Raw genomic sequence first — 22,444 nt, forward strand, 5'->3', positions numbered from 1 at the left:
GTTCATCCTCCCGCCACGGAAACGGCCGCGCCCGAACCGTTGCGGGAGGCCAGCCACCCCCGCAGCGGCGCCAGAAGCACGGCATCGGCGCAGAGCAGGAACACCACCACCAGCACGATCCAGGCCATAGTCTCCCCGAGATCGAGATAGGCGCGCGCATCGGCGATGCCGCCGCCGACACCGTCCGCGCCGCTCAGCACCTCCGCCATCACCGCGACCTTGAAGGAAAAGGCCAGCGCCGTGGCGAAGGCGGGCACCAGATGGTCCGCCAGCGACGGGAGGATCAGATCGGTGGCGCGCTGCCACACCGGGGCGCGATACACCCGCGCCATCTCCTGCAGGCGCGGATCAAGGCTACGCACGCCCTGCGCCGCCGCCAGGAACACGATGGGGGCGGCCGTCACCGCCACCGTGAACGCCGGCGCGCCACCGCCCGGGCCGAACCAGAGCAGCGCCAGCACCACCCAGGCGATGGGCGGCGTGCCAAGAATCATGGTGAGCACCGGCGCCGTCATCGCGCCGATGGGGACGAACAGCCCGCCAAGCAGCCCCAGCGTGAGCCCCACGGCCCCTCCAACGAGGAAGCCGCTGAGGGCGTGGCCGGCGGTGGCGGCCAGGGCCGGCAGCGCCAGCCCTTCCGCGAACAGCCGCACGATGGCCTCACCCGTCGTCTGCAGCGAGGGAAGCACGAACGGCCCGAGCGCATAGTAGCCCCACTGCCAGGCCGCGAGCAGCAGCAGCACGCCAAGGGCACCCCAGCCCCAGCGCACCGCGCCTGACTTGAGGGAGGCGGCGCACATGCCAGCCTCCTCACATGTTCAGGTAGAAGTCGTCGGGCGGCAGCTTGCCGCCCAGGGCTTCCGGCTGCATGGAGAGAATGGTCTCGTAGAAGGCGACGAGGCCCGGCTTCAGATCCTTCGCGCCGGTGGCGACCACGTTGAAATAGTCGAGCGAGGCGGAAAAGATGGGGGCCTTCATGCCCATTTTTTCCTGGGCCAGCTCGCCAGCGGCGGCCTTGTTCGCCAGCACCCAGTCCTTCGCCGGGACGAGCCCGGTGCGCATGGCCGCCATCACCTCCGGATTTTCCTCGATCAGCTTTTCATGCACGGCGATGCCCGCCATGGGCAGGCCGAGCCCGTTGTGCTGCTCGCGCCAGACGTCCTGCAGGTTCACGGCGCGATAGAGGTCCTTGCCGGCCTTCTTCGCCATCATGATGGCCGCGGTGGCCGGCGGCTCGGAGAGCACGGCGGTGGTTGCGCGCCCGGCGCCCAGCAGCTGGGCCGCCTCCATGGGCGTCTGCACATAGGTGAGCTTGAGGTCCTTGTCCGGATCCATGCCCGCACCCTTCAGGCAGGCCCGGAACACCAGGTCCGGCATATCGTTGCGGAAGAAGCCGAGCACTTCCTTGCCGGCCAGATCCTTCAGGCTCTTGATGCCCGCATCGGCACTGACGACGAACAGATGGCCCATGGACAGGATGGCGAACAGCTTCAGCGGCATGCCGCGATTGGCCAGATTGGCCGGCACATGGGTGGGCGTGGTGAAAAGCCGGGTGCGGCCGGAAACGATGGCAGCGCGCAGATCATCCGTATCGCGCCAGAGGCGGAAAGTGGCGCCGGGCGCGGCGGCATTCAGCCCGCCCGAGGCCAAAAGGCGTACCAGAACGATGGTGGAGCCATTGGGCGCCCCCAGAATCTCAAGCCCCTCGGCGGGCTTGGCGAAAGCGCGCGGCAGGGAGCCGGCACCAAAGGCGGCCAGGCCGGAAGCAGCGAAGGCGTTCAGCATCTGCCGGCGCGAAAGCAATGCGGTCATGAAACCCGTCCCCTGAAAAGTCCTGCTCAAGCTGGAGCGCATCCTATATACCTGTAAATATAACACGAGCCACTCGGGGACTTCACGCAGGCCGAGCCCGGCGAGATGTCGCGCCCGCCGCGCCGACACGGGTGGCCTTTTTGCCGGTACGATGGCAGCATCCCCCCGCTGTTCGATCTGGCAGGACGAGGGGGGAAAAGGATGCGGGCACTTCGTGTGCGGCTGATGGCTCTTGCGCTGGCGCTGCTGGCACCGGCGGCTCTGTTTCCGGCGGCCGCGGAAACGCTGGAGCGCGTGACGCAGAACCAGACCTTCCGCATCGGCTACCGCCACTTCGCCCCGCCTTATTCCTATTCCGCCGCCGACGGCCAGCCCGCGGGCTACATCGTGGACCTCTGCCGCGAGGTCGCGGCCGGTGTGAAGAAGGCGCTCAAGCTGCCCAAGCTGAACATCGAATATGTGAAGGTTTCCGCGGACGACCGATTCGAGGCCGTGCGGGACGGGCGGGTGGACATTCTGTGCGAGCCCAGCTCCATGACCATGTCGCGCCGCGCCATGGTCGACTTCTCCCTCCCCACCTTCATTGACGGCGCCAGCGTCGTTACCCGTGGCACGCCGGTGAAGGGGCTGGAGGATCTTTCCGGGCGCAAGGTGGGCGTGCTCAAGGGCACCACCACCGAGGAAACCCTGCGCACCACCCTCGGCCAAATGCACGTGAAGGCGGACGTGGTCGCCGTGAACGATCACCCCGAAGGGCTGAAGATGCTGGCGGACGGCAAGCTCGACGCCTATTTCGGCGATCGCGGCATCCTCTATTACCTCATCACCAACAGCCCGTATGCCGGCAAGCTGGCCCTTTCGGACCAGTATTTCACCTTCGAGACCTATGCCCTGGCCCTGCCGCGGGGCGATCAGGCCTTCCGCCTGCTGGTGGACACCACCCTGGCCGACCTTTATCGCACCGAGCGCATCCGCGACATCTATGCGCGCACCTTCGGCAAGTTCCCGCCGGACCAGTTCCTGAACGCGCTGTTCGTCATCAATGGCGTGCCGCGATAGGGCGTTCTTGAGCGAGGTGGGATCCGGCTCGCACGAAAGAAACCCATCAACGCAAAGGGATCGGCTGTTTCCGAGCGCCCTTGAGGCACCGAAACAGTCCGGCGCGCCCTTGCCACGAGGACACCCTTGGCCCGAGGACACAGCGCAGGAAAATCCGGGCAAAGCCCGCCCCCTCCCTTGCGGGAGCGACTTTCTTGCGTCGCGCAATCGTGCCAGGAAGGGCGGAAGCATCGCGCTCCGACACAGATTGCCACACGGATTGCCCATGAATGCTCTTGAAGCTGAAGGCCTGCTCTCCGCTTGGTCCTTCGACGGCAAGGGGGCCGGAGTGCCCATCTCCTGGCACGACCTGCAGCAGCCCAATCCCGTGCCGGCGGGGGGCTTCCTCTGGCTCCATTTCCGGCACATCGAGCGCATGCCCCAAACCTGGCTGCGCCAGACCTCCGGCATCGACCCCTCCGCGGTCGAGGCCCTGGTGGAGGCGGAAGCCCGGCCGCGCTGCGCGGTGTTCGCGGATGGTGCCCTGCTCTCGCTGCGCGGCATCAACCTCCAGCGCAACGCGCTGCCGGAAGAGCTGATCACCGTCCATCTCTGGGTGGACGTCAAGCGCATCATCTCCGTGCAGCACGAGCCGCTGTCGGCCATCGCCGATTATGAGGACATGCTGAAACGCGGCCGCTGCCCGCGCACCCAGGGCGAGTTCGTGGCCGAGCTTTCCATGCGCCTTGTGGACCGGCTGGACGCGGTGGTGAACAGCCTCATCGATGAAGCCGACGACCTTGAGGACAGTGTCGAGAAGACGGAAAGCTCCGTGCTGCTGCCCAAGGTGGCGGTGCTGCGCCGCGTGGCCATCAAGCTGCGCCGCCACATCGCCCCCCAGCGCGAGGCGCTCAACCACTTTTCGCTGGAAGACGACGACTGGCTCGGCCCCAAGGATCGTAACCGCCTGCGCGACGCCGCCGACCGCGTGACCCGCTTCACCGAAGAGCTGGACAGCGTGCGCGAGCGTGCGGCCGTCATCCGCGACCAGATGGTGGACCGGCGGGCCGAGCAGATGAACCAATCCATGCTGGTGCTCGCGGTGGTGACCGTGGTGTTTGCCCCGCTCACCCTCATTTCCGGCATGTTCGGCATGAATGTGGGCGGTATACCCGGCTCGCAGGACGGCGAGGGCTTCTGGATCGTCACGGTGATCCTGATCGCCCTCGGAATGTTCTTTTTCTGGGCTTTCCGCCGCCTGCGCTGGATCTGAGAGCCAACCTCCACGAACCAGCCGGCGGAGCGCGCATCAGCAAACGGCTAGAGCCATCGCCCGCCTTTTCCACAGCGGGCGATGGCGTGGTGCCACGCGTTACTGGCCGGCGGCGAACACGCTTGGGAACGGCCGCCCGCGCACATCGAACACCCGGGCGTAGGTGACGCCGTCGCGCTCCACCTTGACCAGCACCGGCGCCTTCACATCGGCGCAGTAGAACTCACCCAGGGCCAGATAGAAATCGGCGGTCTGGCTGTCATAGGTGGCCTCGTACCGCGGCCCCAGCTCCGCCGCCGCCGCGAAGCGCGGGCCGCACACCGCCACCCGCAGCTTGCGCCCCTGGGGCAGGCTGTGGCGGTGGGCCTCCACATATTCGTCCAGCTCCTCGGTCGCCTGCTTGAAGGCGAGGCCCCAATAATCGAGCATGAACATCTTCTCGGCGCCCTTGATGCCGCCGACAATGTGGTTGTAATAGGTATATTCGTAAGGGTGCAGCTGATAGAAGCTGGCTGCGGGCAGCAGAATGCCCACCGCGAACACCGTCGCGAGCGCGCCGCGGACCACGGCAACTCGTCGCGCCTTCGCCAGCCGCCCCACCTTCTCCCACGCCCACCCTGCCGCGAGGCTGCCGAGAATGGCGAGCGCCGGCGAAATGAACACGAAATGCCGGATGCCATTATAGACGACGGGCCGCGTGGTCACGACCAGCAGAATGGGGAACAGCGCCGCCATCAGCACCACGATGAGCCGGGCCCGGCGCGCGGGCGTATCACGCCCGGCGAACACCGCCACCAGCGCGCTGGCGGCACCCGCCAGAGTGAGGGTGAGGAACAGCTCCGGCATCTGCACTGAAAACAGTGTCGGCACATAACTGCGCGGCATGTCCGGAACCAGGATCGGCCGGCCCTCGAACATCTCGCGCCACGGCACTTCCCAGAACTTCGAGTAATATTTGAGCGCATAGAAGGGGTTGGCCGGCTCCGCGACGCCCCAGGGCCACACCACGCCCAGCACGAAATAGGCCAGCGGCAGCCCGAGCGACAGCAGCAGCACAAAGCGGCCGACCTGCTTGGCGCTAGCGCTCAGCCCTTCCCGGCGCCAGGTGAGGGCAAACAGGAAGCAGATCGCGGTCAGGATATAAATGCCGGTCATGATGCCGACCACACGGGTCCCCACGGCAAGGCCGAGGAAAAGGCCGAACAGGCCCACCGTGCGCGGGGTCGGATTGGGGAATTCGTCGAACGCCCGCACCGTGCCGTAAATCAGGCCCGCCACCGCCACCGCGAAGGGGGCATCCTTCGCGTTCATGAACATATGGCCGTAGTACAGCGGGCAGATAGCCAGAAGCGCGATGGCGGCAAATCCCGCCACCGGCCCGGCGAGCCGGCGCGAGATGCGCCACACCAGCACGAACCCGGCCACACCCACCACGGCGCCCATGAAGCGGCGAATGTCGAACACATCCACCGGCAGCACCCGCGACAGCATGTTCGACAGCAGATCGAAGCCGCCGCCGTAATAATACAGGTTGACGAAGGAAAAGACCTTCCGCTGCGTCATGCCAGACGCAAAATACTGATACAGCAGATCGCCATATTGCGAGTGGGTGAAGTCATCCCACCCCAGCCCGTAGTCCGAGAAGGTCAGCGCGGCGATGGCCGCGAGCAGCACCAGAAGAGCGATGGAGCAGGCGTCGGCGATCGCGCCCGGCCGCCGGCTGTCAGGCAACACCCACATGAACGGAGGACCCCAAACGAGACACCTGAAGGGAGCGTCCACCCGCCTACCGGCAGCAATGTTCGCCGTCGGGCAAGCCCCCGGCGCGGTCACGGCCTCGGTCGCGAATGCAAGCGCAGATAAAGACGGCTAGCTTGGAACTGCAACAAGATTATGCCGACCGGCGCCACAATTAAGGCATTTTGCACATCGCCCAGGGGCAAGCCGTTACGTTATCTAAAACAATATTCTCGCAACGAAACGTTAGCCGCATAAAAAATAGCCGACCCAGAAGATCGGCCACGAGAGACGGCAATGAATAAAGTATCCGGCTACGGAACAGCGCGCCCCGGCTCCCGGCCAGAGCGCGCCCATCCATCGTCCCGAGAGGTCAGACGGCCTTGCTGTAAAGCTCGGCCACATACTCCCAGTTGACCATGTGGTCGATGAAGGCCTTCAGGTAGTCGGGCCGACGGTTCCGGTAATCGATGTAGTAGGAGTGCTCCCACACGTCGACGCCGAGAATGGGGGTGGCGCCATGGATCAGCGGGTTCTCGCCGTTGGCGCTCTTGGTGACCTCGAGCTTGCCGTCCTTCAGCGAAAGCCAGGCCCAGCCGGAGCCGAACTGCGTGGTGCCGGCGGCGATGAAGTCTTCCTTGAACTTCTCGACCGAGCCGATGTCCTCGATGATCTTCTTCTCGAGCTCACCGGGGATGGCGCCACCGCCATTGGGCTTCATCCAGTTCCAGAAATGCAGGTGGTTGTAGTGCTGACCCGCATTGTTGAAGAGGCCCGCATTCTTGCCGTAGGCGCCCTTCACCACCTCCTCGAGGGATTTTCCTTCAAATTCAGTTCCCTTTAGGAGATTGTTGCCATTATTGACATAAGCAAGATGGTGCTTGTCGTGATGGTACTCCAGGGTCTCGCGAGACATGTAGGGCGCGAGAGAGTCGTAGGAGTACGGCAGGTCGGGCAGCGTAAAGGACATGAAACATCTCCGCAAACGATCCGGCACGAACTCGGCGCCAGATCGCAGGTCCCCGCGGGAGCGCGGGAAGATGCGGAGCGACCGAGCTGCGAATAGATAGGGCGGGGTCGGGCTGCATACAACCTTGATCTCGCCAATTTTCTGGGTGCGGCGCCGCTCTGGCGTAACATGGCGTTGGATGGCAAAAGGGGCGGCCCGCCACCGGATCCTCGTTTAGGATTCGAAGCGGGCACAGCGTAATGGGGTAGCGGGATGTGGTGGTTTCTAGTCCTTCTCGGCATACTGATCGCGCTCGCCGGCCTTTCGGTCATCGCGCTCGGCATTTCCATTTTCGTGTCCACCTTCGGCAACACCCTCATCACCACCGGTGCGGTGGCGGCCTCGGGCGGCTTCGTCATCACCGCCATGGGCCTGGTGCTGCGGCAGATGGAGCGGCTTTCCCAGCGCATCGAGACCGCCATCGAGCGGGGCCGCGTCGAGGAAAAGTCGTCCGGTGAGCAGATGGAGAGCGAGGCCGAGGCCGAAGCGCCCCTTCCCGGTCAGCGCCGCGCCGGCCCCCTGCCCTTCCCGGCAGCCCGGAACACCGAGCAGCCGGCACCCGCCAGCGAGCCGGGCCCCGCTGCCGAAGAAGAACCCGTCGCGGAGAACGCGCCGCGTGCGCCGAGCGAGGCCCGACTGCCCCCCGTGCGCGAACGGAGCAAGCCGGACCTGCGCGCACCGGACCTGCGCGCGCCACGTCATTCGGAAGAGGCAGCCCCGCCCGCCGAAGCCGCGACAGCGGAACCCACTGCTCGCGCGCCCATTCCCCCGCGTGGACCGCAGCCTCGCGGGCCGCAGCCGGTCGACCCCATGCAGCAGGCGCGCCGCGAACGTCTGGAACGCCGTGGCGAAACAGCTCCGGCGGCTGAGCCGGAACAGCCGGCAGCGCCGCCCCGGCCGCAGACGGGCTATGAGCCTCCCCAGCGCGCGGCAGATGCGCGCGGCCCGTCGGCCCCCACTCCCGAGGCCGAGCAGGAAGCACCCGCCACTTCGGAAGAACCACGGGTCCTGAAGTCGGGCATCGTCGGAGGGATGGCCTACACCCTTTATTCCGATGGCTCGATCCAGGCCGAGCTGCCCGATGGCGTGGTCCGCTTCGCCTCCCTGCAGGAGCTGCGGGACCACGTGGCCAGGGCCCACCAGATGCGCTGATCGCGAATCCGCATAGCTGTGTCGTTGAGGTTCCCGCCGCTGCAGGCGGGCGCCTGCCGACAGCGGCGGGGGCGGAAAACGAAGGCGCGTTCAAAGGCGCAGTGAGCACCTGTTCTTCAGGCAGAAATACGCAGAACCGACCTGCGTATTCGGCATGCCTCATACCACGATCCGCTGCGTTCTGCCGTGCCGGCCGCGTGCAGGCCTGCCCCCGCCAAACAACCCTGCGGCGAAACTCGCCTCGCGCCGATCGCGTTGCATTAAAGCCGATGAGAGCAGGCCAGCCGAGCAGCGCCGCCGCGCGGCAGTCGTTTCCCGGCTGGTGTGGGCGACGGGGATCGAACCCGTAAGCCTTTCAAAGGCGAGGGATTTTAAGTCCCTTGCGTCTACCAGTTTCGCCACGCCCACCGCGCGAACAATCTTGAACCGAACCGCGATCCATAAAGCGGGATCAGATCGGCGTGTAAGCCGAAACGTCTGCCGGTGTCAAAGAAACCGATTCGCCACAACCACAGGAAGAAACCTGATTCGGGTTGTTGAAGACAAACTGCGCGGACAACTTGTCCACTTTAAAGTCCATTTCGGTTCCGAGAAGGAACAGCAGCGCCTTCGGATCGATCACGACGCGCACGCCTTTCTCTTCGACGACGGTATCCAACGCGCCGATATCATTGGTATAGTCCATCGTGTACGACATGCCCGCGCAGCCACCGTTGGCAACGCCGAGTCGTACTGCCTCGCCGGGCCGTTCGGCGTTGGACAAGAGTTCTTTCAGGCGCGCGGCGGCGGCGTCTGTGATGCGGAGAACGGGCGGACGTGAGCGCTTGGCTTCAAGTGACGGGGCTTGCCCCTCGGCTGGCGGAGAAACCTCTGTCATGAACACACTCCGGTTCGCGCCTCGCATGTTGGGGCGCCTCTGTGACCGTACATGGGGCCTGCCGCAGCTTCCCACAAGGCTGCCCTTCTGCGTGACGACGCCCCGCCCGGCACGCTAAAAGGCCCGCTTCCTGTCCCCCGCGGGCCTACCGCGCCCACTTTCACCAGTCGGGCGCCGACCGTCCCGTTCGAGAGTTCGAGATGCTTATTCGCAGTCAAAACCTGGGCCTGACGATTGCCTATGTGGCCATCGCCGGCATCTGGCTGCTGTTTCCCGAGGTGTTCCTCGCCCGCATGATCGGCGCCGACACGGCCGCCGTGATGTCGCCGTATCGCAACGCGCTGTTCCTGGCCTTCTCGGCTCCCCTGCTGCTGCTGGTGCTGCAGCGCGTACGCGGCGCCAATCCCGGAGAGAGGGCCTTCCGGCCGAAGCTGGTGCACGCGGCCATCCTGGCCCTTGCACTCAGCATCGCCGTGGTGGCGGGCATCGCCTATACCTACGACATGACCTCGCGGCGGCTGATCAATGACAACCGCCGCTATCTGGCCAGCCTCACCGAGGTTCAAAGCCGAACGCTGAACCGCCAGCGCACCATGCGGATGACGACCACAGAGGCGCTGGCCTCGGCTCCGGTGCTGGCCGACGTCGCTCGCCTGCGCCAGGGCGGTGCGGATGTCGCGGCCGCCCGCACGATGCTGCAGCGCGCCACCAATACCGCCGACTTCCTGGCCTTCAACGTCCTGGACGCAAGCGGCCAGGTCCTCTTCCACACCGGCGAGCCCGGCCTTCCGCCACCGGATCTCGCCGGGGCGCTGCGCGAGGCCGTGGAGACCCGCCGCCCCGTGCTCATCCCGCTGTGGAAGGCGGGGGAAGGCGATATCCGAACAGGCATCCTCGCGCCGATCATCGACGGTTCGGATCAGGCCGCGCCGGTGCGTGGCGCGCTGATTTCCGAGACGTCGGCGCCGCAATTCCTGTTCCCGGTCCTCACCGGTGCCCTCGCCGGCTCACGCACGACCGACGTCTTCCTCATTCGCCCGGCCGGAGAGGGGCGCTGGGTCATCGCCTCGCCGCAGCGCGGCTCTGATGCCGCCCCCCTGTCGCAGATCGTTGACAAGCATGTGTATGACTTCGCCGTCACGCCCGGCGGCAGCCAGCCCGGTATCGGCACGGATCACCTTGGCCAGCCGGTTCTCGCCTTCCGCCGCGCGGTTGAGGGAACGCGGGCCGAACTGATCGCCAAGATCGACCTGCAGGAGGTACTTGGCGACGCGCAGACGGTCGCGGCCCTGTCCACCGCCGTCGCGGGCCTGTCGCTGATGCTGGCATTCGCCATCGGCTACGCCGCCACCGAGGCCGCCAAGCGCCGCGCCGCCTCACGCATCGTCGCCCAGGCGCGCGCCCTTGATCACGCCGAAATTCGCTTCCGCTCCACGTTTGAACAGGCGGCCGTGGGCATCGCCCATGTAGGCCTCGACGACCGGTTTCTCCACGTCAACCAGACGCTGTGTGATCTGCTCGGCTACACAAAGGAGGAGCTGCGCGGCCAGCCTTATGGCCGTGTCCGCCGCCCCGACGAGGTCGCGGACGACATCCGCATCTGGCAATCCCTGGTCGCCGGCGCCGTGCCGAACGTGCACACCGAGCTGCGCCACATCCGCAAGGATGGCAGCGAGATCTGGCTGGCCTGCACCACCTCCCTCGCCCGCACCCCGGAGGGCGAGCCGGACTATTTCATCACCGTCGCCCAGGACATGTCGGTGCGACGCGCCCAGGAGGTCGCCCTGCTGGAAAGCCAGGAACGCTTCGAGCTCGCGGTGGCCAGCACCGACCAGGGCGTATGGGATTGGCGCCGCCGGGGCCCCGGCCTCTATCTTTCCGAACGCTGCTACACCCTGCTCGGCCGCGAGCCCGACTCCCCGCTGGACCTCCTGCAGCTCTGGCGCGACCTGCTGCATCCCGAGGATCGCAGCCTGTTCCGCGCCGCCTGGCGGCGGCTGCGCGGGGGCGATGACGACCAGTTCCAGGCCGACGTGCGCATCCTCCACACCGACGGCACCTATCATGACTTCCGCCTGCGCGGCTCCGCCAAGCGTGACCTGAACGGCACCGTTGAACGCCTGGTGGGCATGCTGGCGGACGAGACGGAGAACAAGGGCACCGAGCGCCACCTGCGGCTGGCGGCCGCGGTTTTCGTCAGCTCCCACGAAGGGCTGGTGGTCACGGACCTCAAGGGCACCATCTCGGCCGTCAACCCCTCCTTCACCCGCATTACGGGCTATGACGAAGCCGATGTGGTTGGCCGGAACATGCATGTCATGCGCTCCGGCCGGCACGACGCCGCCTTCTATCAGAAGATGTGGAACGCCATCCGGCAGAACGGCAGCTGGCAGGGCGAGATCTGGAACCGCCGCCGGAATGGCGAGATCTTCCTTCAGCAGCTCGTCATCAGCACCGTCTACGACGCGAACGGGGCACCCCAGAGCTATATCGGCGCCTTCCACGACATCACGGCCATGAAGCGGTCCGAGTTCGAGCTGGACCACATCGCCCATTACGACCTGCTCACCGATCTGCCGAATCGAACCCTCCTGGCCTCGCTGCTCGACCATGCGGTGATCCGCCCGGCCGCCCACTGCGCGGTGCTGTGCGTGGACCTGGACCGGTTCAAGACCGTGAACGAAAGCTATGGCCACGTGGCCGGCGACCAGGTGTTGCAGATGTCCGCGGCGCGCATGCACGGCGTGCTGCGCGGCACGGGCACCCTGGGGCGCTATGGCGCCGACGAGTTCCTGGTGATCCTGGACGAGGTCAAGGGCCCGCAGGATGCGGCCGCCACCGCCAGCGCCATCATCACCGCCCTCGCCGCGCCCTATGTCTTTCCCGACGGGCAGGAGGTCTATGTCGGCGCCAGCGTCGGCATTTCGCTCTACCCGCAGGATGCCGACAACGCGCAGAAGCTGGTGCAGCACGCCAACTCGGCCCTGTTCGAGGCCAAGAACAACGGACGCGGCACCTACGCTTTTTATACGCAGGAGCTCACGCAGTCCGCCAAGGCCCGCATCGAGATGGAGGCCGAGCTGCGCCGCGCCTTGGCGCGCAAGGAGTTCGAGCTGCACTACCAGCCCTGCGTGGACCTCTCCACCGGCCATATCCGCTCGGTCGAGGCCCTGGTGCGCTGGCGCGCCCCTCGCGCGGTCTTGTGCCGCCCGACCAGTTCATTCCCTTCGCCGAGGAAACCGGCCTCATCGTGCCGCTGGGCGACTGGGTGATGGAGGAAGCCTGCCGCCAGATGGCGGAATGGCTGCGCAAGGATATCGTCTGCGACTATGTGGGCGTGAACCTCTCACCGCGCCAGTTCAGCCGCGAATCCGTGTGCGACCGGGTGTCGGAAGTGCTGCGTCTCACCGGCCTGCCGCCTGAGCGGCTGGAGGTGGAAATCACCGAAGGCATGCTGTTCGAGGCCCGCGCCGCCGCCGAGCAGAAGTGCCAGAAGCTCTCGCGGATGGGCGTGCACATCGCGCTCGACGATTTCGGTACCGGCTATTCGTCGCTGGGCTATCTCAAGCGCTTCCCCATTTCCAAGCTCAAGATCGACCGCAGCTTCTTGCGCGACCTGCCCCGCTCGGTGGCCGATGGGGAAATCACGGTGGCCATCATTGCGGTGGCCAAGGCGCTGGGCCTGCAAGTGGTTGCGGAGGGCATCGAGACCGACGCCCAGTTCGCCTTCCTGCGGGATCGCTCCTGCGATCTCGGCCAGGGCTTCCTGTTCAGCCGCCCCCTGCCCGTGGCGGAGATCGAGGCGCGCTTCGCCGGCAAGCGGGTCAAGTTGGGGCAGGATGAGAACGGGGTCGTGACCGCCCTGTGAGGGGCGGTCCCCGCCGGGACTGGGCGCGGCACCGGGCAAGGGCCCCATCGCCCATTCCCGACCCCCCGGTTGCCTAGGCGGTTGCGCGTTCAATAATTGTCCCAGAGGCCGGGGCTCGCAATCTCCACCAGATTGCCGTCGGGGTCGCGGAAATAGAGGCTCACCCCGCCCCTGGGCCAGCGCGCCTCGCCTTCGATGGCCACGCCGTTGGCCTCCAGGTGCCGCCGCCAGGGCGCCACATCGTCTACGGCGAAGGCGAAATGCAGCCGGCCAGCCCCGTCATGGGGCGGTATGGAGCCACCGAACGGCAGCTCCACGACAGCGTCCGTGGTCCCGCGCTTGAACAGCAGCAGCACCGTCTGCCCCACCGGATAGGCAATAAAGCGGGCATCCGCGCGCATCGGGCGAAGGCCCATCACGCCTTCATAGAAGGCGGCCGCGCGCGCCAGATCATCCACATAAAGGCCGGTTTCCAGCACGCCGGAGAGTGCGGGCGGCCGCTCCATGTCCTTCGACAGCATCGGCTTTTCGGACCGCGCCACAAGAGGCGCGGCCTCCTCACACAGCGTGGATCCCACCAGGAACGCCGACTGCGCTCCCGGCAGGAAACGCCTCAGCTCACCACAAGTTCAGGGTGGCGCGCGCTTCATCGGACATGCGCCCCTGGTCCCACGGCGGATCGAAGGTGATTTCGACCTTCACGCCCGAGACGCCGGGCACCGCCGAAATGGCATTCTCCACCATGCTGGGGAGCTCTGCGGCGGCGGGGCAATTGGGGGTGGTCAGCGTCATCTCCACCGCGACGGCGCGGTCGTCGCCGATATCGACCTTGTAGATGAGGCCCAGCTCATAAATGTCCACCGGGATCTCGGGGTCGAAAACCGTCTTCAGCGCATCGACAATGCCGTCGGTGAGGCGGGCCAGCTCGGCCTCGGGAATGGATGAGTGGATCTGCGGCAGGTTGGCAGTCTCCTGAACTGCCGCGTGAGCCTTGGTCTCAGTCATGCGAACACATCCTGTGCCATGGGCCGGGCGCCGGAATGGCTGTTTTCCAAATGTGGGACCAAACGTCGAACTTTGGTGTAACGGCCTCGGGCACCACGGCCTTGGGAGTCAGGCACCTGGCTTCGGCCGGCATCGTACCCCTGGAAAAGGCGCACGCTACGCGGCCGGAAGCCTTCTTTCATATCAGCCTAAATGGGCGTGCATGCAACGCCTTCACGCCCATTGTGCTGCTCAGACGCACCCGGGGCCCCGTCCTAGGTGCCTCAGCGGTGCCGCTCTTCTAGCCAGCGCGTCATGTGGGCGGTGAGCACCTCGCGCACGGCAAGGTCCGCCACAAATTCCACGGCCTCTCCGGCAAAGGCCTGGATCAGCAGCATTTCGGCCTCCTCGCGGGGCAGCCCGCGAGACATGAGGTAAAACAGCATCTTGCCATCGAGGGCTCCGGCCGTGGCGCCGTGGCCGCACTGCACGTCGTCGGCGAAGATCTCAAGCTCCGGCTTGTTGTCCATCTCCGCATCGTCGGAGAGCAGCAGGGCCTGGCTCATCATGCGGCCGTCGGTCTTCTGGGCATCGGGTCGCACGATGATCTTGCCCTGGAACACACCGCGCGCCGAATCCGCCAGCACGGTCTTGAACAGCTCCCGGCTCTCGCACCCCGCCACCGCATGGTCCACGAACAGGGTCACGTCCGCATGGCGCTTGTCCGAAAGCAGGCTTGCGCCGCGCACCCCCAGATGCCCGCCCGTTCCGCCGAAGCGGCCATGGACGGTGAGGCGCGACAGCGCCGCCCCCAAGGTCAGCACGAAGGCGTCATAGCGCGCATCACGCCCCAGATCGGCCACCAGCGTTCCGAGATGGATCGCCGCCGCGCCTTCCGCCTGAAGGCGCACATGATCTAGCGCGGCGCCATCGCCGATAAACAGCTCGCTCACCGTGTCGTCGAGATAGGCGGCGCCGTCCCCTTCGAAACTCTCGATGAGGGAGAGGGAAGCCCCCTCCTCCACCACCACCAGCAACCGGGTGAAGACGCTGGCCGCCTCGCCGCCAAACAGCTGCGCCACCTGAATGGGCCGCGCCACCTTCACCCCCGCCGCCACATGCAGCACGAGGCCCGCCCCCAGGAGGGCGGTGTTGAGAGCGAGCGGGGCATCATACAGCGCCGGCGCGGCGGCGCCGAGGCGCTGCAGCAGCGGATGGTCGCTGGCGATGGCATCGGCAAGGGTGAGAAGGCTCACCCCCTGCGGCAGCTCCGCCGGCAGAGGTCCAACCTCGCCATTGGCGAGCGTCACGCGGATCGCATTGGGGAAGGATACGGCCTCTCCCGGCGTGCTCGTGGCGGCGCGGCGGGCGGGCACGGTGCGCAGCAGGGCGCGCAGGTCGGTATAGTGCCACTCCTCCACCCGCCGGTGGGGCAGGCCGTTTTCAACGAAGGCAGCGGCCGCCGCGCGGCGCAGCTCGCCCAGGCGCCCCGCCTCGGAAACGGGCGCGGCCGACAGCATGTCCGCAAGGGCCTGCTCGGCGGGCGTGCGGGTGGGGCGCGAGGTCATTTTCGGTTCGGCATTCATGACGCGCCCCTCACGCCGCGTCGGCGCCATAGGCGGCGTAGCCAGTCTCTTCCAGCTCCAGCGCCAGCTCCTTGCCGCCCGTGCGGACGATGCGGCCCTTGTGCATCACATGGATCACATCCGGCACGATATGGTCCAACAGGCGCTGGTAATGGGTGATGACCAGCATGGAGCGCTCGGGCGAGCGCAGGGCGTTCACCCCCTCCGCCACCACCTTCAGGGCATCGATGTCGAGGCCGGAATCCGCCTCGTCCAGGATGCACAACTTGGGCTCCAGAAGCGCCATCTGGAGGATTTCATTGCGCTTCTTCTCGCCGCCCGAGAAGCCCACATTCACGCCGCGCCGCAGCATGTCCTGGGAGATGCCGAGCGCGGGCGCCTTCTGCTTCACCAGCCGCAGGAAATCCGGGGTGGAGATCTCCTCCTCCCCGCGGGTGCGACGCTGGGCGTTGAGGGCGGCGCGCAGGAAGGTCATGTTGGCGACGCCGGGCACTTCCACCGGATACTGGAAGGCGAGGAACACCCCCGCCGCCGCGCGCTGGCTGGCGGAAAGGGCCAGCAGGTCCTGGCCATTGAAGGTCACGGAACCTTCCGTCACCTCATAGTCCTCCTTGCCGGACAGCACATAGGACAAGGTGGACTTGCCGGAGCCATTGGGCCCCATGATGGCGTGCACCTCGCCCGCCGGCACGGTGAGGTCGAGCCCCTTGATGATCTCGTTATCGCCGATCCGGGCGTGAAGATTTCTGATGTCGAGCATTTTGCCGTCCTTGAACCGTTGAAAGCGCGGGGGTCGCTCTCCTGCGCCCGCCAACCGCGCCGCGCCGCCCCCTCGGGCGGCCCGCATCATTCCGAAAGCGCCGCGACGGGCGCCGCTCAGCCCACCGAGCCTTCGAGGCTTACAGCGATGAGCTTTTGCGCCTCCACGGCAAATTCCATGGGCAGCTGCTGCAGCACGTCGCGAACGAAGCCGTTCACGATCAGCGCCACCGCCTCTTCCTGCGACAGGCCACGCTGGAGGCAATAGAACAGCTGATCCTCGGAGATCTTGGAGGTGGTGGCCTCGTGCTCGAACACGGCGGAGGCGTTCTTGGCCTCCATGTAAGGCACGGTGTGCGCGCCGCAGGTGTCGCCGATGAGCAGCGAATCGCAATTGGTGAAGTTGCGCGCGCCCGCCGCCTTCTTGTGCGCCGAGACCAGGCCGCGATAGGTGTTGTTGGAGCGGCCCGCCGAGATGCCCTTGGAGATGATGCGGCTCGACGTATTCTTGCCGAGATGGATCATCTTGGTGCCGGAATCCACCTGCTGGTGGCCGTTCGAGATGGCGATGGAGTAGAACTCGCCCCGCGAATTGTCGCCGCGCAGGATGCAGCTGGGATACTTCCAGGTGATGGCGGAGCCGGTTTCCACCTGGGTCCAGGAGATCTTGGAATTGTCGCCCCGGCAATCGCCGCGCTTGGTGACGAAATTATAGATGCCGCCCTTGCCGTCCTTGTCGCCGGGATACCAGTTCTGGACGGTGGAATATTTGATCTCCGCATCCTTCAGGGCCACCAGCTCCACCACGGCGGCGTGCAGCTGGTTCTCGTCGCGCTGGGGCGCGGTGCAGCCTTCCAGATAGCTCACATAGGAGCCCTCGTCGGCGATGATGAGGGTGCGCTCGAACTGCCCCGTATTCTTCTCGTTGATGCGGAAGTAGGTGGACAATTCCATGGGGCAGCGCACGCCCGGCGGCACATAGACGAACGAGCCGTCGGAGAACACCGCGGTGTTCAGCGTGGCGTAGAAATTGTCCGACACCGGCACCACGGAGCCGAGATACTTCCGCACCAGCTCGGGGTGCTCGCGGATGGCTTCGGAGATCGAGCAGAAGATCACGCCCGCCTTGGCCAGCTCCGCCTTGAAGGTGGTGGCCACCGAGACGCTGTCGAACACCGCGTCCACCGCCACCCTGGGCTTGTCCGCGCTCTCGATGCCCAGCAGCGCGTCACGCTCGCGCAGGGGAATGCCGAGCTTCTCATAGGTCTTGAGAATCTCGGGATCGATCTCGTCGATGGACTTGGGCGCGGCCTTGGGGCGCGCGAAATAGTAATAGTCCTGGAAATCGATCTTCGGATAGCTCACCCGCGCCCAGGTGGGCTCCGGCATGGTGAGCCAGCGGCGATAGGCATCCAGCCGCCATTCCAGCATCCATTCCGGCTCGTTCTTCTGAGCCGAGATATAGCGCACCGTGTCCTCGGACAGGCCCTTGGGCGCCTTCTCGCTCTCAATGTCGGTCACGAAACCGTATTTGTACTGATCCACATCGATCGCGCGCACCTGCGCGACGGTCTCCTGGACGGCAGACATCTTCACTTCTCCTCTCCCGCGCGGGGTCAAGGCCCGCGGGTCAAGTGCATCTCCCGGCGGCGGCCGGGTCCTCTCATGCCGCCTGCGGAGAGCGGCCTCTCACCTGCGGCACGACCTTTTGCAAGGCCTCCACCGCCCTATCCACATCCTCGTCACGGCTGGACCAGCCGAGCGAAAGCCGAATGGCCCCCGCCGCCCGCTCCGCATCCAGCCCCATGGCCTGAAGCACATGGGATGGGCCGACCTTGCCCGACGAACAGGCCGAGCCGGCACTGACGCTTATGTGGGCGAGATCGAGCGCAATCACCAGTGTTTCCGCGCGCAATCCGGAAAAGGCGATCAAAGCGGTATTGGGCACCCGCTCCACCGCCGCCCCGATGACCGACGCGCCGGAAATGCCCGCCAGCACCTCGTCTTCCAGACGGTCGCGCGCGGACCGGAGCCGAACCACATCGGCATGGAGGGCCGCCACCTCCGCGGCTGCGCCGAAGCCGGCAATGGCGGCCACGTTCTCGGTTCCCGCGCGCCGGTTCCGCTCCTGCCCGCCACCTGCCACCAGGGGCGCCACGCGAAAGTCCGGCCGCAGCCCCACCAAGGCGCCCGCCCCCTGCGGCCCGCCCAGCTTGTGGGCGGACAGGGCCATGAAGTCGATATCAAGGTCCGCCATGTCCAGCGGCACGCGGCCCGCCGCCTGCACCGCATCGCAGAAGATCACGCCGTCATAGGCGTGAACCAGGTGCGCCGCCTGCTCCAGCGGCTGGAGCACCCCGGTCTCGTTGTTCGCGGCCATCAGGGCGACCATGGCCCGACGACCGGAATCGCGATGGTGGCGCAGCCGTTCCTCAAGGGCGTCGAGGTCCACACGGCCGGCCACGTCCACCGGCACCCGCTCCACCCGAGGAAAGCGATGGCCCTTCAGCACCGCCGGGTGTTCCACCGCGCTCGCCAGCAGAACGTCGCAAAGGTGCGGGCGCCCGTCGATCTCCACTTCCGGATGCAGGGCAAGGGCCACCGCCTCGGTGGCGCCAGAGGTGAACACCACGCTGCGCGAGGCCCCGCCCACCAGGGCCGCCACCGCCCCCCGGGCCCGCTCCACCACCGCGCGGGCGCCGCGCCCCTCCTGATGCACGGAGGACGGATTGCCGGGCGCGTCGAGCACGGCCAGCATTGCGTCGCGCGCCTCCGGCCGCAACGGGCTGGTGGCATTGTGATCGAGATACACCCGGTCACGCGTTCCGCCGCCGCCTTCCGCCGTCTCCACCGCCTGCTGCCGCTCGCTCATGGCCGTCTCGATCCGCCTTGCATCCACCGGATGATCTTCTCATCCGCAGGCTTGCAATTGCCAGGAATCTCGGTCATAGGTCAAATTCCAACTGTTCCTGCCCTGCGTAACCCCTGAAAGCATAGCCTTTCAGCACCGCCGCGCGAGCAGAAACACATTAGAACGATTAAAAATGATGGGTCGACCCCGTCGTGAAGTCAAGGCACCCGAAGTCAAGGCCCCCGCGGCACCGGGCACCCATGGCACAGGCTCGGCCCTCCGCCGATTCGCCGTCCACAGTGCCAGTCCGGCAGGACTGTAAGGGCCCCGCCGGTTGAAGGCCACCCCTTCGGACCGGTCATCCCCCGGGGAGCAATTCCAGAAACCTACGCAAGGGGTTGGCACCAGGAATTGTGAAACGGCACATGATTGGAAGCCATCCGGTGAACTCGCTTTCGCCAGATGCGCCTGAAATCCGACCCGCGAGCGTTGCGCCCCAGGGCATGACAAGCGTGGGCCGGCCCTTGAGAGGTCGCCGCCTGGAGGTCGTCAATTGGCGCATGTCCCTGTTTCCCGGAATCGGGGAAATGCACCAGATCGTTGAGTTGACGCCTTTTCTTCACGCGACCCGGTACCCACTTGGCCCGAGAACGCTCTGAGAGGTTGCGGACGTCCAATGCCAGAAGTCATCTTCCCCGGCGAGAAGGGGCGCCTCGAAGGCCGCTACCAGCCCGCCAAGACCCGCAATGCCCCCATCGCCATCATTCTTCATCCCCATCCGCAATTCGGCGGAACGATGAACAATCCGGTGGTCTACAACCTTTACTACCAGTTCGCGAACCGCGGCTTCTCCGTGCTGCGCTTCAATTTCCGGGGCGTGGGCCGCTCCCAGGGCTCGTTCGACCACGGCCAGGGCGAGCTGTCCGATGCCGCCGCCGCGCTCGATTGGGCCCAGTCCGTCAATCCGGACGCGCGGGCGTGCTGGATCGCCGGCTTCTCGTTCGGCGCCTGGATCGGCATGCAGCTGCTGATGCGCCGCCCGGAGGTGGAGGGCTTCATCTCCATCGCCGCGCCGGCGAACCTTTATGACTTCTCCTTCCTTGCCCCCTGCCCCTCGTCCGGCCTGTTCGTGCACGGCGACAAGGATGCGGTGGTGCCCACCACCGCGGTGCAGACCCTGGTGGAGAAGCTGAAGACCCAGAAGGGCATCGTCATCGAGCAGCAGGTGGTGCCCGGCGCCAACCACTTCTTCGATGGCAAGACCGAAGAGCTGATGGGCGTGGTGGGCACCTATCTCGACAAGCGCCTGCCCGGCACCCGCAACGACAGCGCCGCCTGAAGGCGCGCCTTCGACGATGGAGGAAAGGGGTCGCCTCGGCGGCCCCTTTTGCTTTTGGCCCCCGCCCTCAGGTCTCCACCAGCCCGGTGCTGTCGCCGCCGATCGCCTCGGGGCGGCCATGGGGCTTGGCGAGATATTCGCTCGAACGCATCTCGTGTAGGCGCGACACCGTGCGCGCGAACTCGAACGCCTCCGTGCCGTCGGTGCCCACATAGAGGCCCTCCGGCGGCGCCGCGGCGGACGCGACGAGCTTCACATTGGCATCGTAGAGCGTGTCGATCAGCGAGATGAAGCGCTTCGCCTCGTTGCGCTGGTCCGGCCCCATGACCGGAATGTGCTCCAGCACCAAGGTGTGGAACATGCGCGCGAGGCTCAGATAATCCGGGTTCGGCCCCAGCGGCGCCTCGCACAGATTGGCGAAGGAGAAGCGCGCCGCCCCGTGGGCCATGGCCGGGATCTCCAGATGCCGCCCCTTCAGCTCGATGGAGCTGGGCACCCCGCCGGACGGCCCGGCGAGTCGCTTCCAGGCGTCGTTGATGGCGGCATCCGCCTGCGGGCCGAGGGGCGTGTACCAGGTGGAAAGGCCTTCCAGCTTCTCCATGCGGTAATCGGTCCGTGATTCGAGGGACAGCACCTTCATGCGCTCCTCGATCATGGCGATGAAGGGCAGGAACAGCGCGCGGTTGAGGCCGCCGACATAAAGGTTCTTCGGCTCCACGTTGGAGGTGGCCACCACCACCACGCCATCGGCGAACAGCTTCTCGAACAGCCGCCCCAGGATCATGGCGTCGGCGATGTCGGTGACGTGGAACTCGTCGAAGCACAGCACCTTGGCTTCCTGGGCAAGCGCCGCCGCCACCGGGGCGATGGGATCGGCCGTCTTGCGCTCGCCATTCTTCTGCGCCTGGCGCTCCTTGAAGATGCGCTCGTGCACATCGCCCATGAAGGCGTGGAAATGGGCGCGGCGCTTGCCCTTGGGCGGCAGGGCCTCGAAGAAGAGGTCCATCAGCATGCTCTTGCCGCGGCCCACCTCGCCATAGATGTAGAGCCCCTTGGGCGCGGAAACCGGCGCGCGGCGCTGGAACAGCCAGCCGAGGGAGGACGACTTCTGCGCCAGCGCCTTCTGCCGCAGCTCCAGCTCCAGCCGGGCGAATTCGCTCACCACCTCGGCCTGGGCGGGGTCGGCCTCGATATCGCCGGCGGCGAGCCTTGCCGCATAAAGCTCCGCCACACGCGCCGTCGTCTCAGTCGCCATGGAGTGTCCCCTGCGCCCGGCCGAGCCGGGGCTTCACCGCGTTGTTGGGGGAAGGTGGCCGGATGCCCCCTCCGTTGCGGTCTGGTTTAGAGCATTTTCCGCAGCGATGGATACCGGGGCACGCAAGGAAACGCCGGGGTCGAGCGGAAAGCCTCTCACGCGGCAGGGGGCGGCAGGGGATGGCCAGGCATCAGCTCATAGGGGTGCACCCATCCCGGCAGGGCGGCGATGCGATCGGCCCAGCGGGCGATGTGGGGGAATTGCTCCAGCTCCACCCCCGCCCGCTCCGGATAATAGACATAGCCGGCCAGGGACACGTCGGCGATGGTGGGCAGGCCTCCCACCATGAAGTCATGCTGCGCCAGATGGGCGTCGACGATGCCATAAGCGGCAAGGGCGCGCAGGCGCAGAAAGGCGGTCACATCGCCCTCCATGTGGCCGGACAGACCCACCATGAAGCGCAGGGTGGCGAAGTAGCTGGTGAACTTGTGGTTGTCGAACAGGATCCAGCGCAGCGCCTCCAGCCGCTCGCTCTCGCCCTCGGGCAGGAAGCGGCCAGTCCTGTGGGCGAGATAGTCGAGAATCACGCCCGATTGGGAGAGCTTCAGGTCGCCATCCACCAGCACCGGCACCTCGCCCATCTCGTTCACATTGGCGCGGAAGGCGTCCGAGCGGGTCTCGCCATTGAAGAAGTCCACGAACACGGGCTCCCACGGCACGTCGCACAATTGCAGCATCAGCGCGGCGCGATAGGCGTTGCCGGACTGGGCGAAACAATAGAGCTTCATCGGATGCACGGCGCACGCTCCCCTCAAGGACCGGTCCAGATTAACGCCTCCCGCCCTCCGCCGCACTGGACAGTGTCGCCGACCCGTGAAATTTGACCGCCGCCACCTGTCGCAAG

17 protein-coding genes, 1 tRNA gene and 1 pseudogene are annotated in these 22,444 nt (G+C 66.3%); 5 read left to right on the forward strand and 14 right to left on the reverse strand.

Annotated elements, in window-relative coordinates:
* Positions 1-2: 2 nt before the first annotated feature.
* Together L0966_RS13590 and L0966_RS13595 are read right to left on the reverse strand one after the other, a co-directional pair.
* On the reverse strand, positions 3-800 hold the full coding sequence (locus L0966_RS13590) for an ABC transporter permease (RefSeq protein ID WP_234052484.1): 798 nt from the start codon (positions 798-800) through the stop codon (positions 3-5).
* 10 nt (positions 801-810) lie between these two features.
* Entirely contained in the window at positions 811-1,812 is a 1,002-nt protein-coding gene (locus L0966_RS13595; RefSeq protein WP_234052485.1) for an ABC transporter substrate-binding protein, read from the reverse strand.
* A 201-nt stretch (positions 1,813-2,013) separates the two neighbouring features.
* Between L0966_RS13595 and L0966_RS13600 the strand changes: the two genes are divergently transcribed.
* On the forward strand, positions 2,014-2,871 hold the full coding sequence (locus L0966_RS13600; RefSeq protein WP_234052486.1) for an amino acid ABC transporter substrate-binding protein: 858 nt from the start codon (positions 2,014-2,016) through the stop codon (positions 2,869-2,871).
* A gap of 265 nt (positions 2,872-3,136) precedes the next feature.
* Positions 3,137-4,123: a zinc transporter ZntB gene (locus tag L0966_RS13605; RefSeq protein WP_234052487.1), complete on the forward strand. Its 987-nt coding sequence runs from the start codon at positions 3,137-3,139 to the stop codon at positions 4,121-4,123.
* A gap of 99 nt (positions 4,124-4,222) precedes the next feature.
* Here L0966_RS13605 and L0966_RS13610 read toward each other — a convergent pair whose 3' ends face one another.
* Both L0966_RS13610 and L0966_RS13615 read right to left on the reverse strand, forming a co-directional pair.
* Complete coding sequence (locus L0966_RS13610; protein ID WP_234052488.1) at positions 4,223-5,863, reverse strand: glycosyltransferase family 39 protein; 1,641 nt, start codon at positions 5,861-5,863, stop codon at positions 4,223-4,225.
* Positions 5,864-6,233: 370 nt separating this feature from the next.
* Positions 6,234-6,830, reverse strand: coding sequence for a superoxide dismutase (locus L0966_RS13615; RefSeq protein ID WP_234052489.1), 597 nt, complete (start codon positions 6,828-6,830; stop codon positions 6,234-6,236).
* Positions 6,831-7,082: 252 nt separating this feature from the next.
* Here L0966_RS13615 and L0966_RS13620 point away from each other — a divergent pair, with 252 nt between their 5' ends.
* A complete protein-coding gene (locus L0966_RS13620) occupies positions 7,083-8,021 on the forward strand; it encodes a hypothetical protein (RefSeq protein ID WP_234052490.1) in 939 nt (312 codons plus the stop codon).
* Between the two features lie 320 nt (positions 8,022-8,341).
* Here the strand turns inward: L0966_RS13620 and L0966_RS13625 are convergent.
* Positions 8,342-8,429, reverse strand: a tRNA-Leu gene (locus L0966_RS13625).
* Between the two features lie 43 nt (positions 8,430-8,472).
* Positions 8,473-8,898: an iron-sulfur cluster assembly accessory protein gene (locus tag L0966_RS13630; protein ID WP_234052491.1), complete on the reverse strand. Its 426-nt coding sequence runs from the start codon at positions 8,896-8,898 to the stop codon at positions 8,473-8,475.
* A gap of 1,319 nt (positions 8,899-10,217) precedes the next feature.
* Here L0966_RS13630 and L0966_RS13635 point away from each other — a divergent pair.
* Positions 10,218-12,766, forward strand: a pseudogene (locus tag L0966_RS13635) (EAL domain-containing protein).
* A gap of 89 nt (positions 12,767-12,855) precedes the next feature.
* On the opposite strand, the gene L0966_RS13640 reads toward L0966_RS13635, so the two are convergent.
* From L0966_RS13640 to L0966_RS13665, 6 genes are all read right to left on the reverse strand, one after another.
* On the reverse strand, positions 12,856-13,287 hold the full coding sequence (locus L0966_RS13640; protein ID WP_370640748.1) for a VOC family protein: 432 nt from the start codon (positions 13,285-13,287) through the stop codon (positions 12,856-12,858).
* Positions 13,288-13,384: 97 nt separating this feature from the next.
* Complete coding sequence (locus L0966_RS13645) at positions 13,385-13,771, reverse strand: SUF system Fe-S cluster assembly protein (protein WP_234052492.1); 387 nt, start codon at positions 13,769-13,771, stop codon at positions 13,385-13,387.
* 263 nt (positions 13,772-14,034) lie between these two features.
* The gene (sufD, locus tag L0966_RS13650) at positions 14,035-15,336 is read right to left on the reverse strand and encodes a Fe-S cluster assembly protein SufD (protein ID WP_234052493.1); all 1,302 of its coding nucleotides are present in this window, start codon (positions 15,334-15,336) and stop codon (positions 14,035-14,037) included.
* A gap of 10 nt (positions 15,337-15,346) precedes the next feature.
* Positions 15,347-16,096: a Fe-S cluster assembly ATPase SufC gene (gene sufC, locus L0966_RS13655; RefSeq protein ID WP_234052494.1), complete on the reverse strand. Its 750-nt coding sequence runs from the start codon at positions 16,094-16,096 to the stop codon at positions 15,347-15,349.
* Between the two features lie 116 nt (positions 16,097-16,212).
* Complete coding sequence (gene sufB, locus L0966_RS13660) at positions 16,213-17,685, reverse strand: Fe-S cluster assembly protein SufB (RefSeq protein WP_234052495.1); 1,473 nt, start codon at positions 17,683-17,685, stop codon at positions 16,213-16,215.
* Positions 17,686-17,758: 73 nt separating this feature from the next.
* Positions 17,759-18,967 (reverse strand): cysteine desulfurase family protein, encoded by a 1,209-nt coding sequence (locus tag L0966_RS13665; RefSeq protein WP_234052496.1) that lies wholly within the window; start codon positions 18,965-18,967, stop codon positions 17,759-17,761.
* A 655-nt stretch (positions 18,968-19,622) separates the two neighbouring features.
* Here L0966_RS13665 and L0966_RS13670 point away from each other — a divergent pair.
* Positions 19,623-20,285, forward strand: coding sequence for an alpha/beta hydrolase (locus tag L0966_RS13670; protein ID WP_234052497.1), 663 nt, complete (start codon positions 19,623-19,625; stop codon positions 20,283-20,285).
* 67 nt (positions 20,286-20,352) lie between these two features.
* Here L0966_RS13670 and zapE read toward each other — a convergent pair whose 3' ends face one another.
* The gene (zapE, locus tag L0966_RS13675; RefSeq protein ID WP_234052498.1) at positions 20,353-21,540 is read right to left on the reverse strand and encodes a cell division protein ZapE; all 1,188 of its coding nucleotides are present in this window, start codon (positions 21,538-21,540) and stop codon (positions 20,353-20,355) included.
* Between the two features lie 155 nt (positions 21,541-21,695).
* A complete protein-coding gene (locus tag L0966_RS13680; protein WP_234052499.1) occupies positions 21,696-22,337 on the reverse strand; it encodes a glutathione S-transferase in 642 nt (213 codons plus the stop codon).
* Positions 22,338-22,444: the final 107 nt, after the last annotated feature.

The organism is Xanthobacter sp. NM-59 (assembly GCF_021401125.1).
Taxonomy (GTDB): domain Bacteria; phylum Pseudomonadota; class Alphaproteobacteria; order Rhizobiales; family Xanthobacteraceae; genus Xanthobacter.